We start from the raw sequence: 17,789 nt of genomic DNA on the forward strand, positions 1-17,789 counted from the left end.
CGATGAAATGGACTTCGGCGCTCGCCATCTATCTGCTGTTCTGGGCGTTCAGCGCCTTTTTCGTGCTGCCCTTCCATGGCCGCCGCGCGAGCGATGACGCGACGCCGCTGGTGCGCGGGCAGGAGCCGGGGGCGCCGGCGTCCTTTCGGCCCGGGCGCATATTGCTGCAGATGACGATCGTCGCGACGGTCGCCTTCGGGCTTTATTATGTGGCCTATGTGAACGGCTGGGTGAACCCCGACGTGCTGACCGGACGGGCGTAAGCTACCGATCGTTTGGATCGCCCCTTGCGTCCGCTTTGGGGTGGATTGCGACATTCCCATTCGTCATTCCCGCGAAAGCGGGAACCCAGAGCGTGCGTCGGCTGATCCCACACTGGTTCCCGCTTTCGCGGGAATGACGAGCTATGAGACCCGGGACGCGCCTTCCTGGTGCTCGACGTCGAAAAGACAAGGCAGGCCCAGGTCAAGCCCGGGATGACGAGGAATATGAGGGCCGCTTCCGGCCGAAACGCGGAGGTTTCGCGGCGCGATCAGTTCCGCAGGCGGTCGATCGCCTGTGCAAGCGCGACATACAGCTTGCCGATGTCCGACGACAGCAGGGTCACGCTGATCGCCGATCCATCGCGTGCGGCGATCAGCAGGCGCAGCATCGCTTCGAAATCGTGGATGAACTGGTTCACCGAGGCGTGGAACGCGTCGTCATTCTGGTAGAGGCGCAGGATTTCCTTGGCCTCGCTATTCTCGACCAGCTTGACCGCGCGCCGCGCGAAGACGCCGCGGTCGCCCTTGAGATAGGCGTCCCATGCGGTGTCGCTGACTTCGCTCGACAGGATCTTGGTGACGTCGATCGCGGTCGATTTCAGCGCCTCGGTCAAGAGACCGACCTGTTTCGCGAGCGAATCGCGGTCGGAGGCGGCGATCGCCTGTTCGGCTTCGCTCACGCGCTGCTCGACGCTCGCGCTCGTGTCCATGATCGTGATCAGCTGGCGCATCAGCCGGTCGGCGGCGCCGTTGGCCGCGGCGACCGCGCGCGCCGATGCGTCTTCGATCGCGTTCAATTGCGTCATCACTTCATTTTTGAACGCCGCGTCGATCGCGCCGGTCGCGGTCGCCTGCATCGCGTCGCGCGCGCCCGATACCAGCTTTTCGAGCGTCAGCCGCGCCTCGTCGGCGGCCGAATCGGCGGTCGTGCGAACCTCGGCCAGCGTCGCGATCATCCGCGCGCCGCCCTGTTCGGCGAAGTCGTCGGCGCCCTCGCGCAGTTTTGCGAGCGCGGTTTCCGCGTCCGCGAGCGCCCCGTTGATCCGGTCGGCGAGCTCCTGCTGGCTGGCGGCATGCCCCGCCATCTGTTCCTCGTTCGCCCTCAATGTCGTCTGCACGGCGTTGACGTGCGACACCGTCGACTGCGCCACCAGTTCGGACGCATCGAGCAGCGGGCGCAGTTGCGCCAAGGCCGTCTGCGTCGTCTGGCCGTGCGCGGTGATGCGGCCCAGCGCGTGCGGCAGCGTCTCGTCGAGCTCGCGCGTCACCGCGTCGAGCGCGAGCAGCAGCGATTCGGCGTGGCCGATGAGCTGATGCGCCGAGGCGTTGCCGCTCTGGACTTCCTGCATGAACGCGGCGAGCTGCCCCTTGGTATCGTCAATCGCGCGCCCGATCACGCCGGTGCTCGCGGTGACGCTCACGTCGAGAATTTCGAGCTGTCCGCCGACATCGGCGACATGCGCGGTGATGCGCGCGGCGAGCGCGTCGCTGGCGTCGGCATGCGCGGAGAGCTGCGCGCCCATCGCATCGCCCGCGTCGCGCGCCGCCGCAAGCCGGGCGTCCATCCGCGTGGCGGCGGCATCGACGCCGTTGCGAAACTGCTGCCAGCTCTTTTCGATCTCGCCGGTCATCGCGGCGACGGTCGAGGTCATCTCGCCGCGCGCCGAAACGGAAATGTTCGTCATATGCGCCAGCGCCGCGTCATGCGCCTCGGTGACCTGCGTCGAGGCGGCGAGCAGGTCGGACTCGGTTTCCCTGGCCTGTCCCTGCAACGCGACGATCGCCTCGAGAATGCTCGCGGTCGAAGCTTCGCTGATTTGCGCGGTCTTGGCGGCTTCCTCGCCGAGCGCGGCGAGCCGGGCTTCGAGATTGGCGCCCTGCTGGTGCGCGACGAGCCCGGCCTCGCGGAAATTGACCGCGAGCCGCTGCGCGACATCGTCAATCCGCGGCAGGCCGGCGAGCAGCCCGTCCATCCGTTGCAGCGCGACATCGCCCGACCGGGCGAGCTGGTCGTGCGCGTTGGCGATCACCGAGGCGTTGCTCGCGAGCTTGTCGCTGCTTTCGGTGAGGCGCGAGACGGTGTCGAGGCCGAGCTGCTGGACAAGCTTCGCCTGTTCGCCGAGCTGCTTTCGCGCGTCGGCGAGGTGCAGGCCGAGCGCGTGCATCGACTGGTTGAGCGACATATTTTCTTCGCGCAGTGCCGTGGCCGCGCGGGCAAAGCGCGCCTGTTCGGATCGGCCTGAGCGCAGCAGAACCATCCAGAACACCGCGAGCAAGGTCAGCGGCATCGCGATCGTCGCGATCAGGAGCGGCCAGTCGGCGAGCGCCGGCGCGCGCGCGAAACCCTCGGTCGCCACCGCGAACGCGAAACCCGTCCAGCCGATCGCGAGAAGGACGAGAAGGGCGGGGACGGCGCGGTCGCGCCACGCCGGCGGCGCCGCGTCGTCGGCGTCTTCGGTCGCGTTCAGCGAAGACATATCGAGCCAATCGCGTTCGGCGGGTGCCGCCGCTTCGGGCGCAGCCAAGGTGTCCGGCCCGGTGGCTTCCGCCGGCGCCGCGCTGTCCGCTTCCTGGTTCGCCGCGGAATCCCGCCACAATCCGACGATTTTCTTGTGCCCTGTCATGGCGCCATCCTAGCATCAAATGACCGCCATGAAACGGAAACTTAACCACAAGATGGCAAAGCTGTGGAATGTCGTTCGACAGTGGCCCCCTCGATCGCTACCTGAGCGCCGCGTTCGGCGACGACCCGGCGATGGCGATGGACCTGCGCGGCGCCTTCACCGGGAGCGCGCGTGACCTGGCCGATTTGATGCGCCGCGCGCGGTGTGACGCGAACTGGGAAGTGGCGGCGCTCCGCCTGAAAGGGCTCGCCGCGACCTTCGGCATCATCCCGCTGATCGAGCTTGCCGAAGCGGCGATGGCGGGTGCGCCGGGCGATCCCGCGGTATTGCGGCAGATCAACCGGACGATCGACGAGATCGCCTGATCGGCCCCGCCGGGCCGACCGACGAAGCGGGTTCAATTCCCGTTCAGCCGCTTTCGACCAGTGAAATATCGATGTCCGCTGTCTTGCCATGGCAACGCGACGCGGTTAGCCGCGTTATCGACGCGCGGCCGAGCCTGTGCGCGCCACGATTTGGCGCGGAGGCGACGGCGGCCGAGTTCAAAGGAGAGATTTCGATGTTCACCCGTTTCCGCTCTATGCCCGCAACGGCGATGGCTGCCGTGCTGGGCTGCGCGCTGATGACGACCGCCCTTCCGGCCACCGCCAAGGAAAAGCCGAAGAAGGGCGAGGAAGAAAAAGGCCAGGGCCTGTCGGCGAGCAAAGCGTTCGGTCCGGCGCTCAAGAAGATGACCGAAGCCACGACGGCAAAGGACGCCGCGGCGCTCCAGGCCGCGCTGGCCGAAGGGCAGGGCACCGCGACCACGCCCGACGATAAATATCTCACCGCTTTCTATCAGCTCCAGCTCGGCATCCTGAACAAGGACCAGGCCATTCAGGCACAGGCGCTCGACGCGATGCTCGATTCGGGCCGCACCCCGGCCGAAAATATGGCGGTCTACAGCTTTTTCTCGGGCAATTTCGCCTATGGCGCCAAGGATTATCCCAAGGCGATCAAGCGCCTCGAAGCCGCGCGCGCCGCGGGTTCGACCGAGCCCAATGTGCCCATCCTCTTGATGGACAGCTATCTGAACGCCGGGCAGGTCGATCAGGGCGTCGCCACCGCCAAGGCCGCGATCGAAGCGAGCCGCGCCGCCGGGCAGCGGCCGTCGGATCAGCTGTATGTCCGTCCGGTCAAGGCGTTACAGGCCGCAAAGCGGAACAATGACGTGCTCGACCTGATGACGCTGCGGCTGCGCGATTATAACCAGCCGGCGGTCTGGCGTCAGACGCTCTTCATCGCGTTGCAGGCGAACCAGGACAAGGAAGTCGGGCTCGACATCTTTCGCCTGATGCGCGCGGCGGGCGCGATGCAGGAGCGTCCCGAATATGCGGAATATGCCGCGCTCGCGACCGAAGCCGCGCTGCCGGGCGAGGTCGTCTCGCTGATCAAGGCCGGCAAGCAGGGCGGTGTGATCCCGGCCAGCGACGCGAAGTTCAACGAGCTTTTGACCAGCCAGACCGAGCGTATGGGCGACGAGGAATCGACGCTCACGGCCTATGCGCAAAAGCCGTCGACGCTGTCGAACCCCAAGGTCGCCGGCGCGACGGGTGACGCGATGGTCGGTTACGGCCGCTATGCCGACGCCATTCCGCTCTATAAGGCGGCGCTGGCCGCCGGCGGCGACAAGGATTTGTGGACCTATCGCCTTGGTGTCGCGCAGGCGCACTCGGGCGATGCCGCGGGTGCGAAGGCGAGCTTCGCGCAGGTGACCGGGCCCCGCAAGCGGCTCGCCGATCTGTGGACGGTCAAGATCGACACGCCAGCGGCAGCCCCGGCGACCCCGGAGCCCGCGCCGGCGGCCCCGACCACGGGCGGCTGAAGCCGAGGCCACTAATAAAAAGGGCGCCGCTCCGGTCTGGATCGGCGCCCTTTTTCGATCCGGTTGATCAGGATTCGACGGGGATGCCGGCGAGCTGCTTGGCGGTGCGAATCGTCAGCGATGTCTTCACGCTCGTGACGTTCGGCGCCGACGTCAGATGCGCGGTCAGGAACGACTGAAAGCTTTGCAGGTCGCGCGCGACGACCTTGAGCAGAAAGTCGATCTCGCCGTTCAGCATATAGCATTCGCGCACTTCGGCGAGGCCGCCGACATAATCCTCGAACGTCTTCAGGTCGGATTCGGCCTGGCTGCGCAGGCTGACCATCGCAAAGACGGTGATGCCGTAGCCGAGCTTCGCGGCGTCGAGGTCGGCGTGGTAGGAACGGATCACGCCCGACTCCTCGAGCGCGCGCACGCGGCGGAGGCACGGCGGCGCCGTCAGCCCCACCATCTGTGCCAGTTCGACATTCGTCATCCGCCCGTTTTTCTGCAGCTCGCCCAATATCTGCAAATCAATCTGATCGAATTTCTGACTCGCCATCGTTGAAACTTCCGCTTTCCAAAATCGCGATGACCATAATATTATTTCAGGCGATTGCAATTGTCCCACAATGCGACGCGGAAGGTTAAGGCACTTTCATGGCTGGGGGATTCACGCTAGCCGGTAAGCATATGCTAACCAACGACCGACGCTGTGGGGCTGAATTTGCGTGACCGCTGACTCGATGATTGCGACCATCTTGCGCCAGGCGCCCGCAGACCGCCGCGCGAGCATCACCGCGTGGCGACAACTTTCCGATATTCTGGCTCAGCGCGGCAATCAACTGGGCGATGACGATATTCGCCGCAGCCTGCACGCGCTCGCCGTATTGCGGCCACGGGTCCCCGAGGCGGTGCGTCGCGACTGCGCGCGCGCGATCGCGCGCCACGGCCGTTTCGCGCCGCTCGTCGCGCTCTATGCCAATGACGTTCCGGCGGTATCGGCGATCATGCTGCGCGAGGTGCGGCTGGCCGAGGCCGACTGGCTGGCGCTGTTGCCCGCGACGAGCGCGATGGCGCGATCGGTGCTCGCGGGGCGCCGCGACCTGCCGCAAGGCGTCGCCCGCGCGCTCGCCAGCCTCGGCAGCGCCTCGGTGGCCTTGCCGCAGCCGGCGAGCGCGGCGGTCGAGGAGCCGGCCGCGACCGGGCAAGCGACACTCGAACCGGTGGCCGATAACGGCCCCAGCCAGATCAGCGAGCTCGTCCGCCGGATCGACAAATATCAATCGACTCGCGGCCAGCCCGCTGCGCCGCGCCCGCCGCGCGCCGCCTTCCTGTTCGAAACCGGGCCCGACGGCGTGATTCACTGGGTCGACGGCGTGACGCGCGGAGCGGTCATCGGGCTGTCGATCGCCGAGGCGGCCTTCGGCGGCGAACCCGGCGCCGACGGTGTCGCCGCCGGCGCGTTCCGCCAGCGGGCGGAGATCATCAACGCGCGCATGCTGCTGGAGGGAACAGCCGCCGAAGCCGGTGAATGGCGCTTTTCGGCGCTGCCCTGGTTCGATCCTGCGACCGGCCAGTTTCGCGGCTATCGCGCGAGCGCGCGGCGTCCGCAGCGCAATGAAACGCCCTATGGCCGGACCGCGACCGAAGATTCGGGCGATTCGATTCGCCAGCTGATCCACGAGCTGCGCAGCCCGCTCAACGCGATTTCGGGTTTCGCGCAAATCATCTCGGGGCAGATGTTCGGGCCGGTGAGCCACGGCTATCGCGCGATGGCCGACGCGATCGTTGCCGACGCCGCTTCGGTGCAGGCGATCATCGACGACCTTGAAACCGCGGCGCGCAGCGATGCGGCGCCCCCGGCGGACTCCGCCGAAGAGATCGTCGATATCGGGGCGATCGTGACGCAGATCGAGCGCGATCTCGCCGGGCTGCTGGCCGACCAGCGCGTCGAACTCAGCATCTCGCGCGTCGGCGGACCCTTTCTCGGGCTCGCCAGCGACGCCAATGTGCGGCGCATGGTCGGTCGCTTGCTCACCGCGCTCGTCGATGTGTCCGAACCGGAGGCGACTTTGGTCGGGCAACTCGTCACCGAGTCGCGGCACGACGACATGCTCCAGTTGCGGGTCGTCCGCCCGGCGGCGATCCGCTTCGCGACCGCGGCGGACCTGCTCGATCCGGGCTTCAGCCCCGAGGGCGAAGCGCCCGGCGCCGCCGTGCTCAGCCTCGGCTTCTCGCTCCGCTTGGTCGACAGCCTCGCCCGCGCGGTCGGCGGACGGCTCGATATCGGGCATAACGCCTTGACCTTGCATCTGCCCTCCGCCACCTCGAAGGCCGAGGCCGGGCTGGAGGCGCAGCAAGGCGAATAGGCCTTCGAGGCTGGGCGAAGGGGGGCGTGGTGCAGCCTGCGGGCAGTTTCTTTGCATATCCGGCCGCGTCGGAGATGGTCACGCTGGATTCGGGCGAAAAGCCGCGTTTCTGGGTGACGATCGATACCGAAGAGGATTTCGATTGGGATGCGCCGTTCGCGCGCACCGGCTATCGCCTCGCGTCGGTCCCCGCGCTCGCCGAATGCCAGGGCTATTTCGAACGCGCGGGGGTGAAACCGATCTATCTGGTCGACTGGCCGATCGTCGCCGACGACCGCGCAGTCGAAATCCTCGGCGCCGCGCGGAACGCGGGCCGCTGCGAGATCGGGGCACAGCTTCATCCGTGGGTGACCCCGCCGTACGAAGAAGATGTGAACGAGCGCAACAGCTATACCGGAAATCTGCCTGCCGAACTGCAGCGCGCCAAAATGACCGCGCTGCGCGATGCGATCCGCGACCGGTTCGGTGTCCAGCCGACCGCCTATCGCGCCGGGCGCTATGGCCTTGGCCCCGACACCGCGGCGATGCTCGCCGAACTCGGCTTTCGCTGCGACACATCGGTCCGCAGCGGTTTCGATTATCACGCGGGCCATGGCCCCGACTATCGCGAAGCGCCGCTTCATCCCTGGTGGGTCAAGGTCGGGCAGGGGGCCGTGCTCGAAATGCCCGTCACCACGGTTTTCGGAGGGCTGCTCGGGCGCGCAGGGCGCTGGCTTTATCATCGCACCTCGTCGAACAGCCATGCGGCGCTTGCCCGGCTGGGCCTCGCCGAACGGATCGCGCTGACGCCCGAGGGCATTCCGGCCGAGCGTGCGTGCATAGCGATCGACATCGCGATCGACCTCTGCCTGCCGGTGCTGAACTTCTCCTTCCACTCGCCGTCGCTGCAGCCGGGCAACACCCCCTATGTCCGCAGCCAGGCCGACCTCGACCTCTTCTATCGCTGGTGGGACGTCGTGCTCGGCCATCTCGCGCGGCGCGGGGTCGAGGCGACGACCGCCGCCGGGATATTGGCGATGGCCGAGCGGAAGGCGGCGCGCTGAGGTTGGCGCTTGCCAACGCGCCGCACCGTCCGCTATCGCCCGCATATCCCCAACCGGGTTTCGAGAGGGGGCCTGTAGCTCAATGGTTAGAGCTGGCCGCTCATAACGGCTAGGTTGCGGGTTCGAGTCCTGCCGGGCCCACCATTCCCTCCTTCATTTCCCTTGCAAATCGAAACTGATGACGGTCCAGTGCGCCGGCAGAAGGAGAGGGACATATGGGGAAGCGGCGGACGATCCTGATCGGGGGTCTGGCGATCATCGCGATCGTGGCGGGAACGGTGGCGGTGCGCACCGCGACCTTTGCGCCAACGGATATTGCGGACGGCAGCGGCGTCCGGCTTGCCGCGGTACCCGCCTATAACCTCGGCACCGCGGTCGAACATCTGAGCGCCGCGGCGCAGATCCGGACGATCTCGCATCAGGATGCCGCCGACAACGACGTCGCCGAGTGGGACAAGCTTCACGCGTGGCTCGCGGCGACCTATCCCGCGACGCATGAGGCGATGACGCGCACGATCCTGCCGAACCGCACGCTCATCTATCACTGGCCGGGCAGCGACGCGTCGCTCGCGCCGATCATCGTCATGGCGCATCAGGATGTGGTGCCGGTGACCGAAGGGACCGAAGGCGACTGGAAATATCCGCCCTTCGCGGGGACGATCGCCGAAAAGGCGGTCTGGGGACGCGGAACCGTCGACGACAAGGGATCGCTGATCGGCCTGTTCGAGGCGATCGAGGCGCTGGCCACGCGAGGGTTCCAGCCGAAACGCGGCATCTATCTGGTGTCGGGCCACGACGAGGAAGCCGGCGGGTCGGGCGCCGCCGCGGCGGCCGCCAAGCTGAAGGCCGAGGGCGTGCGCGCGCTCTATACGCTCGACGAGGGCAGTGTCGTGCTGCTCGATACCCCGGTGATCGACGGCCCCGCCATCCTGATCGGCGTCGCCGAAAAGGGCTATGCGACGCTGAAAGTCACCGCCAACGCGCCCGGTGGGCACAGCTCGATGCCGCCCGCCGAAACCGGGGTGACGACGCTCGCGCGCGCGGTGCTCGACATCACCGAAAAGCCCTTCCCGATCGAGATGCGCGGCCCCGGCGCGGCGATGGTCGAGGCGCTCGCGGCGCACAAGGGCGGGACGACGAAGATGGCGGTCGCGAACCGCTGGCTGCTCGGCTATCTGCTCGAAAACCAGCTTTCGGCCTCGCCCTCGTCGGCGGCCGCCTTTCACACCACGATCGCGCCGACGATGCTGGAAGGCAGCCCCAAGGAGAATGTCCTGCCGCAATCGGCCACCGCGCTGATCAACTATCGCATCGCGCCATGGAACAGCTCGGCCGACGTCATGGCGCGCGCCAAGGCCGCGGTGGGCGATGCGCCGGTCGAACTCAGCTGGGTCAAGCCGCCGAACGAGCCGTCGCGCGTGTCGTCGACGAGTTCGCAGGGCTGGAAATATGTCGTCGCGGCCGCGCGCGCCGATGCGCCAGGCGCCGTTGTCGCGCCCTATCTGGTCGTTGCCGCGACCGACAGCCGCAGCATGGAGCCGATTTCGGAGGATGTGTACCGCTTCATGCCGATGCACTTCACGCTGAAGGAAACCGCGATGATCCACGGCACCAACGAACATATGACGATCGACAGCTTCAAACGCATGATCGATTTCTATGCGCGACTGATTGCGACGTCTGCGGGATAGACTCGGGCGAGAAGCCTGTCTAAGGCGCCCTCAGCGTCGGGGAGTGGCGCAGCCCGGTAGCGCGCTTGCTTTGGGAGCAAGATGTCGCAGGTTCGAATCCTGTCTCCCCGACCATATGCTGCCGCCAAGGTTGCAAGCGACGGCCTTTACGCGCTATTTCGCCCGGATATCGAATTGGGCGGAAGGGAAATTGCAGGACTGCACCTCTTCCAACAGCCGCTTAAACTCTAAACGATATCCGTCTATGGCGTCGGCATTCAAAGCGTAATCGTATATGTGCCGCAAAACCTCGGCTTCATTGCGGGCGGCGACCAGCGCTCCCTGATCGACCCGGTCGATTTGCGTTGTCTTTCGCGTCGTCGAGATGCTGGGTGTAAGATAATATACCTTTTCCTGGCCTTTGATCTCTATCCACTGCAGATGGCCGTGCGCAATCGCATTGCGCACTTCGGTGAACGGCATGACCTCCTTCACCGTCTTTTCGAACGTCGGATATTGGGCGCGAAACTCTTCGGGTGACGACCGAAAGGCTTCCAGGATCACATTCAGACGCGCGGCGGGGCTTTCGATACGTCCAATAGCACGCAAAGCGACAATATGGTTCGTGCCGACCAGATGGCCGAAAGATAACGCGAGCGTGGTTTCAAGATATTCCCACGCAGAAAGAGCCTTGCCCACCGCCAGAAAAATCTCGTCTGACGTCCGGCTCCCCGTTTCGGAAATTACCAACTCATAGGGCTTCTTTTTTGCCATCGCGAATATCCTGGTTGCGCATGATCAAAGGGGCACAAAAAAGACGGCCTTCCCGAAGGAAGACCGTCCTTTTTCGTTTCGGTCAATGCCCCGGAGGGCTGTGACTTACTTCGTCGCTTCAGCCGGAGCGGCAGCGGCGTCAGCCGGAGCAGCGGCAGCGTCGGCCGGAGCGGCAGCGGCGTCAGCCGGAGCAGCGGCTTCGGCGCCAGCGGCAGCAGCGTCGGCACCAGCGGCAGCGGCTTCGGCGCCGGCAGCGGCGGCGTCGGCGCCTTCTTCAGCAACAGCTTCGGCAGCCGGAGCTTCGGTGGTGGCTTCTTCAGCAGCCTTTTCACCGCAAGCGGCGAGGGCGAACATGCTGGCAGCAACGGCGATAGCAGCAAACTTCTTCATGATGTGTGGGCTCCCTAAAATGCCTTTCCGCGTCCGGGAAAACTTCCCGTACCGCGAGCGGCGGGATTTAGCCTTTCCGCGTGAATCGTCAACAAAAATAATTGAGATGGTCGGCGTGCGCGGGAATCTGTCATTTATCCGTAACGGTCAGGGAAGCTCGCTATCCTCGCTGTTCGCGAGAATCGCCAGAACCGCGCTCCAGACCACGACATTTTGCCGCAACTGGACGGGATCGATCTTGTCGAGCGTGTCGTCCGGCGTGTGGTGCAGGTCGAAATAACGCGTGCCATCTTGGGCCAGATCGACCGCGGGAACCCCCGCCTGAACGAGCGCGCCGATGTCGGCGCCGCCGTTCGCCGGCTGCCGACCGCGAACGACGCCGAACGGCATCACCGCGGCGGCGAGCCGGTCCGAAAGCGCCTTGGCGCTGTCGGGCAGCTTGAAGTCGATCCGCCACACACGATCGGCGCCGAAGTCGGATTCGAGCGCGACGGCGTGTTTCTCGGTCCCGTGCGCGTCGAAATAGGCCTGGCCGCCGAAGACGCCGACCTCTTCGGCGCCCGCCCACAAGACGCGGATCGTGCGGCGCGGCTGGCCGGCGGTCATCACATGCTTGGCGGCGGCGGCGACGATCCCGCAGCCCGCCGCGTCGTCGATCGCGCCGGTGCCGAGATCCCAGCTGTCGAGGTGGCAGGCGACGATGACCGGACTCGCGGCGGGGTCGCGCCCCGGAACTTCGGCGATGACGTTGCCCGACTTCTTCGTGCCGAGGTTCCGCGGGGTCAGGACCAGCTTCATCCGCAGCGGTCCGGATGCCGTGCCCGCCGTCACGCGCTTCCACTGGCGGACGAGCTGGTCGGCATCGGGGTTGGAGATGGCGCCCGCCGGAATCGGCTTCACGCCGGGCTCGAAATTGGTGCCGCCGGCGTGCGGGTTGCGATGATCGTCGGTGCCGATCGCGCGGATGACGGTCGCGATCGCGCCCTTCTTGGCCGCGACATTGGCGCCGGTGAAGCGGCCGCGGCCGTAAGTGCCATAGCCGCTGCCGTCCTGGGCGGGTGCCATCTGGTGGTCGATGAAGACGATCTTGCCCTTCACTTGGGTGTCGGGCGCCGCGACGAGCGCGTCGAAGCTCTCGAAATAGGCGATGTCGCCCTCAAGACCCTTGGCGCCGGTCGAGGCGCTGGTGCCGAGCGCGGTGATCGCTAGTTTTTGCGGCAGGAAGGGGCTGGTCAGCCAGGCCTCTTCCTCGCCGCGCACCCACACGGACATGTCGAACGGTTCGTCGCGGACATTGGCGAAACCCATCGATTGCAGCCGCGCCACCGCCCATTTGCGCGCGGCCGCCTCGGCTTCGGTGCCCGCCATCCGCTGTCCGATTTCGGTCGTGAGGTCCTCGGTGATCGACCAGGCGAGGTCGTCGCCACGCTGCGCGAGATCGACCGCGCTCGGCGGCGGCGGAGTCTGCGCCGACAGCGGCGATACGAGAAGGGCGAGGCTCGCGCCACCAAGCGCGAGAAGGCGGGCAGGGACAGGGTTCGTCATGCCCTTGTCCTAGCGGGGCAATTCGGCCTGCCGCAAGCGCCGATTGCCAATCGCGCCCCCATTCGCTAACCGGCGCGCAACTCTCCCGGCCGCATGCGCGGCCCAGCCAGACTTCGGAGCATATCCCATGGCCGCCCAATATAGTTTCGTGATGAAGGGTCTGAACAAGACCTATCCCGGCGCGCAAAAGCCGACGCTCAAGGATTTGAGCCTGCAATTCTATCCCGATGCCAAGATCGGCATCGTCGGCCCGAACGGCACCGGCAAGTCGACGCTGATGAAGATCATGGCGGGCATCGACAAGGAATTCACCGGCGAAGCGTGGCCGGGCGAGGGGATCACCGTCGGCTATCTGGCGCAGGAGCCCGAGCTGGACCCGACCAAGACGGTCAAGGAAAACGTCATGGACGGCGTCCGCGGCGTCGCCGACATGATGGAGCGTTTCAACGAGATCAGCACGCTGATGGCCGATCCGCCCGCCGACGCCGATTTCGATGCGCTGATGGAGGAAATGGGCACGCTGCAGGAAAAGATCGACGCGGTCGACGGCTGGACGCTCGACAACCAGCTCGAAATCGCGATGGAAGCCCTGCGTTGCCCGCCCGGCGACGCGAGCGTCGAAAATCTTTCGGGCGGCGAAAAGCGCCGCATCGCGCTCACCCGCCTGCTGCTCGAAAAGCCGTCGATCCTGCTGCTCGACGAACCGACCAACCATTTGGACGCCGAAAGCGTCGCCTGGCTCGAAAAGCATCTCGTCGACTATCCGGGCAATGTGATCCTCGTCACCCACGATCGCTACTTCCTCGACAACGTCGTGAACTGGATCCTCGAACTCGATCGCGGCCGCTATTTCGTCTACGAAGGCAATTATTCGACCTACCTCGAAAAGAAGGGCAAGCGTCTCGAGCAGGAATCGCGCGAGGACGCCGGTCGCCAGAAAGCCATCAAGGACGAGCTCGAGTGGATCCGGCAGTCGCCGAAAGCCCGTCAGGCCAAATCGAAAGCGCGTATCAAAAGCTTCGATCAGCTGGTCGAGGCACAGGAAAAGCGCATCCCCGGCAAGGCGCAGATCGTCATTCAGGTGCCCCAGCGCCTCGGCGGCAAGGTGATCGAGGTCGAGAATATCTCGAAGGCCTTTGGCGACAAGCTGCTCTTCGAAGACCTGTCCTTTTCGCTTCCACCCGGCGGCATCGTCGGCGTGATCGGCCCCAATGGCGCGGGTAAATCGACCCTGTTCAAGCTGATCACGGGGCAGGAAACCCCCGACAATGGCAAGGTCGTCATCGGCGACACCGTCCATCTCGGCTTCGTCGACCAGAGCCGCGACGACCTGAAACCCGACAATAATGTCTGGCAGGAAATCTCGGGCGGCGCCGAAATGATGAACATCGGCAAGCACGAGATGCAGACGCGCGCCTATGTGGGCGCCTTCAACTTCAAGGGCGTCGACCAGCAGAAGAAGGTCGGCCAATTGTCGGGCGGTGAGCGCAATCGCGTCCATATGGCCAAGATGCTGAAGCAGGGCGGCAACGTGCTGCTGCTCGACGAACCGACCAACGACCTCGACACCGAAACGCTCGCGGCACTCGAAGAGGCGCTCGAGAATTTCGCGGGCTGCGCCGTGGTCATCAGCCACGACCGCTTCTTCCTCGATCGCCTCGCGACGCACATCCTCGCGTTCGAGGGCGACAGCCATGTCGAATGGTTCGAAGGCAACTTCGAATCCTATGAAGAGGACAAGATCCGCCGCCTCGGCGACGATGCGACGCGCCCGCACGCGACGTCGTACAAGAAGCTGACGCGCTAAGCGGAATGGCGGGGGAGGGCACGCCAATTTCTTCGAGCGCGATCCGTATGGATGCGGACGCGCTCAACGCCTTCATGGCGGAGGCCTTCCCTCAGTCGGAGCCCGGCTCGCGCGGCCATGTCATGTCGGCTGTGCCGGGACATATCCAGGCGCGGCTCGATCCCACCGACAAGGCGTTACGCCCCGGCGGGCTGATCTCCGGCCCGACGCAGATGGGCTTTGCCGACATGGCGGCCTATGCGCTCGTCCTCGCGCATATCGGCCCGGTCGCGATGGCGGTGACGAGCGCGCTCAACTACCAGTTCCTGCGCCCGTGCCGTCCGGGGCCGCTGTTCGCCGACGCGTTCATGCTGCGCCTCGGCAAGCGGCTTGCGGTGATGGACGTGCGGATATGGACCGACGATGCCGAACGGCCGGTCGGGCAGGCGAATGTGACCTACGCGATTCCTTGAGGCGGGAGGCCGGGTTCGGCCTTAAGGTGCCGCTCCATTTTCTCACTTCGTCATTCCCGCGAAAGCGGGAACCCAGTGGCGACGGTTGCTCGCTGGGTTCCCGCTTTCGCGGGAATGACGAATGTTGGGTGCGTCCGCTATCACGCCCCAGACCGACATCGGGAAAACGCTGCCCCTACCGCTTCATGCACTGACGCACATCGTCGCGCTTATATTCGCTGCAATTCCACAGCGCCTTTTCGAACCCTGCCTTGTCGTCGCGGAGGTAGGAAAAGCTCATCGCGGCGCGCTGCGTGTCGTTCATCGTATCGCTGTCGGGCTTCAGCACCGGGTTGGTCCAACCCATGAACTTGCAATAGGGCTTGTCGCCGCACAGCCGCAGCGCCGTGGTTACGAAGCTTTCGGGCGCGGCCTTGCGATCGAGCTGAATATAGATCGTGTCGCGGCCCGCGCTCTCGCCCGCGCCCGTGACGACCCGCGCTTCGCCCACCGCTGCATTCGCGTCGACCGGAGCGGTGTCAGCGGAAAGTCCCAGCGCGATGGCGTGGAGCGGCGAAATCGTCGCGAGCTTCGCGACCGGTCCGTCGCTGCCCGACACGGCGCCGCGAAAGGCACCCGGCGTCCCCCAATAGCCCGGCCAGCGGAAGAAGAGATGGGTATCGACGATCGCGATCTTCTCGAGGCTGTCGCTCCAATAGGGGCGGACCCAGTCGGTATGGTAATGGGTCGCTAGGCCGACGCGCGGATCGGTGCCGCCCGACAGCATCAGATCGGCATTGCTGCGCGCGCGTTGCCACGCCGCGTCCGAATATCGGCGGCTGAGCGCGCCGTCGCAAGTGAAGGTGAACTGGCAACCCGTCGCGCGTTCCGCCCCCTGAAACACCACGCCGCAGATCGATTTCGGGAAGGCGGGGTGGCGCGCGCGATTGATCACGACCTGTCCGACCGCCTGCTGCCCCTTGGCGTCGTCGCCCGCTTCATAGAGCATCGCGGCGGCCAGGCAGTCGCGCGCGCGCGCCTTGGCATCGCCGCCGCCGGCATAGACGAAGGGCCGCGCGGCAACGAACCCCTTGGTGACGAGCGGAATCTTCAGGTTCTGGGTGCGCGCGTCGGCCTCGGTCACCGGCGCGAGTTCCATCGGCGGCGCGTCGGGGACGACGTCGGCGGGCGGCGCAACCGGATGCGGCCGCGCCATGTAATGTGCGCCGTCCTTTTCGCCGTTGGCATAAAGCACGCCGACGATCGCCGCGACGGCGAACAGGACGAACAGCCAGCCCGTCCAGTCGCGCCGCGGCGGCACGGGTTGATCGCCGTCAAGGCGCATCGCGAGGGCTCAGATCTCCGGCAGGAAATCGGGAACCGACAGGTAACGCTCGCCCGTGTCGTAGTTGAAACCGAGCACGCGGCTACCCGGCGGAAGCTCGGCGAGCTTCTGATCGATCGCGGCGAGCGTCGCGCCCGACGAGATGCCGATGAGCATGCCTTCGTCGGTCGCGGCGCGAAGCGCCCATTGCTTGGCGTCGGCGGCCTCGACCTTGATCACGCCGTCGAGCAGGTCGGTGTGGAGGTTGCGCGGGATGAAGCCGGCGCCGAGGCCCTGAATCGGGTGCGGTCCGGGCTGGCCGCCCGAAATGACGGGAGACAGGGTCGGCTCGACCGCAAAGACCTTGAGGTTCGGCCAATGTTCCTTGAGGAACTGCGCAACGCCGGTGATATGGCCGCCGGTGCCGACGCCGGTGATCAGCACGTCGATCGGCGTGTCCTTGAAATCGGCGAGGATTTCGGGGCCCGTGGTGCGGACATGGACGTCGATGTTCGCGTCATTTTCGAACTGCTGCGGCATCCAGGCGCCCGGCGTCGTCTCGACAAGCTCGATCGCGCGTTCGATCGCGCCCTTCATGCCCTTTTCGCGCGGCGTCAGGTCGAAGGTCGCGCCATAGGCGAGCATCAGCCGCCGGCGCTCGATCGACATGCTTTCGGGCATGACGAGGATGAGCTTGTAGCCCTTGACCGCGGCGGCCATCGCGAGGCCGATGCCGGTGTTGCCCGACGTCGGCTCGACGATGGTGCCGCCGGCTTTCAGGCTGCCGTCGCGTTCGGCCGCCTCGATCATCGCGAGGCCGATGCGATCCTTGATCGACCCGCCGGGATTGCTGCGTTCGGACTTTATCCAGACTTCGGCGTCGGGGAACAGTTTGGCCATGCGAATGTGCGGCGTGTTCCCGATGGTATCGAGGATCGAATTGGCTTTCATGATCGGTGCGCTCTTTCCTTGAATTCGAACCGCGGGTCGCGGCGGACGCGATTTGACCAGTCCCCGGCGCGCAGCCAGAGTGCCTCATCCGCCAGCGCCGGCGTCGGTGCGGGTTGTAACGAGGCGAGCAGATACTGTCCATAAGGCCAGTCCCCGATCCCCGAGTCGGCGTTGATATGACCGAAGGGACCGGCGTTGACGAAGCGCGCGTCCCAGCGCCGCGAGAGGCGCCATACATGGGCGGTCTTGGCATAAGGATCGTCGTCGCTGGCGACGACGATCGTCGGTACGCGCGACGTGAAGGAAGGCGAGTCGGCAAAGCTCAGCGCGCCATGTTCGTGCCGCAACCGGCCGAGATCGGGCGGTGCGACGAGCAACGCGCCGGCGATACGCGTCCGCGTCAGCGCGCTGGCGCCGGCGAACCAATGCGCAAAGGCATGGCAGCCGAGGCTGTGGGCGGCGACGAGCACGGGTTCGCTCTCCGCCTCGATCGCCGCGGCGATTTGGCGCACCCATTCATTCTTGTCGGGATTGTCCCAGCTGCCGAGTTCGACTCGTTCGCTATGGGGGAATTTATGTTCCCACAGGCTTTGCCAGTGAGTCGGGCCGCTGTTGTTAAGGCCCGGAATCGTGAGGATCTTATGACGGATTATCGCGCTGTGCATGACGGTTTCTCCATTGAGGGGGCAAGGGGGAACCGCGGTGACGGGTTGGGAATAGATAACTCAACAAATTAAATTGACAATAGGTTT

16 protein-coding genes and 2 tRNA genes are annotated in these 17,789 nt (G+C 65.7%); 10 read left to right on the forward strand and 8 right to left on the reverse strand.

The window, feature by feature from the left end:
- Window positions 1-2 precede the first annotated feature (2 nt).
- A complete protein-coding gene (locus GGR90_RS08760; RefSeq protein ID WP_167921063.1) occupies window positions 3-263 on the forward strand; it encodes a DUF1467 family protein in 261 nt (86 codons plus the stop codon).
- 269 nt (window positions 264-532) lie between these two features.
- Here the strand turns inward: GGR90_RS08760 and GGR90_RS08765 are convergent, their stop codons facing one another.
- On the reverse strand, window positions 533-2,887 hold the full coding sequence (locus GGR90_RS08765) for a coiled-coil domain-containing protein (RefSeq protein ID WP_167921064.1): 2,355 nt from the start codon (window positions 2,885-2,887) through the stop codon (window positions 533-535).
- Between the two features lie 68 nt (window positions 2,888-2,955).
- On the opposite strand from GGR90_RS08765, the gene GGR90_RS08770 reads away from it, so the two are divergent.
- Window positions 2,956-3,252 (forward strand): Hpt domain-containing protein, encoded by a 297-nt coding sequence (locus tag GGR90_RS08770; RefSeq protein ID WP_167921065.1) that lies wholly within the window; start codon window positions 2,956-2,958, stop codon window positions 3,250-3,252.
- 194 nt (window positions 3,253-3,446) lie between these two features.
- A complete protein-coding gene (locus GGR90_RS08775; protein WP_167921066.1) occupies window positions 3,447-4,751 on the forward strand; it encodes a tetratricopeptide repeat protein in 1,305 nt (434 codons plus the stop codon).
- A gap of 67 nt (window positions 4,752-4,818) precedes the next feature.
- Here GGR90_RS08775 and GGR90_RS08780 read toward each other — a convergent pair whose 3' ends face one another.
- The gene (locus GGR90_RS08780) at window positions 4,819-5,292 is read right to left on the reverse strand and encodes an Lrp/AsnC family transcriptional regulator (protein ID WP_167921067.1); all 474 of its coding nucleotides are present in this window, start codon (window positions 5,290-5,292) and stop codon (window positions 4,819-4,821) included.
- A gap of 169 nt (window positions 5,293-5,461) precedes the next feature.
- Here GGR90_RS08780 and GGR90_RS08785 point away from each other — a divergent pair, with 169 nt between their 5' ends.
- From GGR90_RS08785 to GGR90_RS08805, 5 genes are all read left to right on the forward strand, one after another.
- The gene (locus tag GGR90_RS08785) at window positions 5,462-7,102 is read left to right on the forward strand and encodes a histidine kinase dimerization/phospho-acceptor domain-containing protein (protein ID WP_342449922.1); all 1,641 of its coding nucleotides are present in this window, start codon (window positions 5,462-5,464) and stop codon (window positions 7,100-7,102) included.
- Between the two features lie 74 nt (window positions 7,103-7,176).
- A complete protein-coding gene (locus GGR90_RS08790) occupies window positions 7,177-8,145 on the forward strand; it encodes a polysaccharide deacetylase family protein (RefSeq protein ID WP_209023657.1) in 969 nt (322 codons plus the stop codon).
- 68 nt (window positions 8,146-8,213) lie between these two features.
- Window positions 8,214-8,289, forward strand: a tRNA-Ile gene (locus tag GGR90_RS08795).
- Window positions 8,290-8,360: 71 nt separating this feature from the next.
- Window positions 8,361-9,836, forward strand: a complete 1,476-nt coding sequence (locus tag GGR90_RS08800) for a M20 family peptidase (protein ID WP_167921069.1) — start codon at window positions 8,361-8,363, stop codon at window positions 9,834-9,836.
- A gap of 37 nt (window positions 9,837-9,873) precedes the next feature.
- Window positions 9,874-9,950: transfer RNA gene (locus tag GGR90_RS08805), tRNA-Pro, on the forward strand.
- A gap of 39 nt (window positions 9,951-9,989) precedes the next feature.
- Here GGR90_RS08805 and GGR90_RS08810 read toward each other — a convergent pair.
- From GGR90_RS08810 to GGR90_RS08820, 3 genes are all read right to left on the reverse strand, one after another.
- Window positions 9,990-10,589: a hypothetical protein gene (locus tag GGR90_RS08810; RefSeq protein ID WP_167921070.1), complete on the reverse strand. Its 600-nt coding sequence runs from the start codon at window positions 10,587-10,589 to the stop codon at window positions 9,990-9,992.
- A 105-nt stretch (window positions 10,590-10,694) separates the two neighbouring features.
- Window positions 10,695-10,979 carry a hypothetical protein gene (locus GGR90_RS19275; protein WP_209023658.1) on the reverse strand — a complete coding sequence of 95 codons (285 nt, stop codon included), beginning with the start codon at window positions 10,977-10,979 and terminating at the stop codon, window positions 10,695-10,697.
- A gap of 147 nt (window positions 10,980-11,126) precedes the next feature.
- Complete coding sequence (locus tag GGR90_RS08820) at window positions 11,127-12,524, reverse strand: M28 family peptidase (RefSeq protein ID WP_167921071.1); 1,398 nt, start codon at window positions 12,522-12,524, stop codon at window positions 11,127-11,129.
- A 127-nt stretch (window positions 12,525-12,651) separates the two neighbouring features.
- Between GGR90_RS08820 and ettA the strand changes: the two genes are divergently transcribed.
- Both ettA and GGR90_RS08830 read left to right on the forward strand, forming a co-directional pair.
- Window positions 12,652-14,331 carry an energy-dependent translational throttle protein EttA gene (gene ettA, locus GGR90_RS08825; protein WP_167921072.1) on the forward strand — a complete coding sequence of 560 codons (1,680 nt, stop codon included), beginning with the start codon at window positions 12,652-12,654 and terminating at the stop codon, window positions 14,329-14,331.
- A gap of 47 nt (window positions 14,332-14,378) precedes the next feature.
- Entirely contained in the window at window positions 14,379-14,783 is a 405-nt protein-coding gene (locus GGR90_RS08830; RefSeq protein ID WP_245198548.1) for a PaaI family thioesterase, read from the forward strand.
- A gap of 175 nt (window positions 14,784-14,958) precedes the next feature.
- Here the strand turns inward: GGR90_RS08830 and GGR90_RS08835 are convergent, their stop codons facing one another.
- From GGR90_RS08835 to GGR90_RS08845, 3 genes are read right to left on the reverse strand one after another with little or no spacing between them, the layout of a single operon-like run.
- Window positions 14,959-16,107, reverse strand: a complete 1,149-nt coding sequence (locus GGR90_RS08835; RefSeq protein ID WP_167921074.1) for a cell wall hydrolase — start codon at window positions 16,105-16,107, stop codon at window positions 14,959-14,961.
- 9 nt (window positions 16,108-16,116) lie between these two features.
- Window positions 16,117-17,037, reverse strand: a complete 921-nt coding sequence (gene cysK / locus GGR90_RS08840; RefSeq protein ID WP_167921075.1) for a cysteine synthase A — start codon at window positions 17,035-17,037, stop codon at window positions 16,117-16,119.
- Window positions 17,034-17,702: an RBBP9/YdeN family alpha/beta hydrolase gene (locus GGR90_RS08845; protein WP_167921076.1), complete on the reverse strand. Its 669-nt coding sequence runs from the start codon at window positions 17,700-17,702 to the stop codon at window positions 17,034-17,036. Before GGR90_RS08845 ends, cysK begins: the two co-directional genes overlap by 4 nt.
- Window positions 17,703-17,789: the final 87 nt, after the last annotated feature.

Source organism: Sphingopyxis italica (assembly GCF_011926545.1).
GTDB lineage: Bacteria > Pseudomonadota > Alphaproteobacteria > Sphingomonadales > Sphingomonadaceae > Sphingopyxis > Sphingopyxis italica.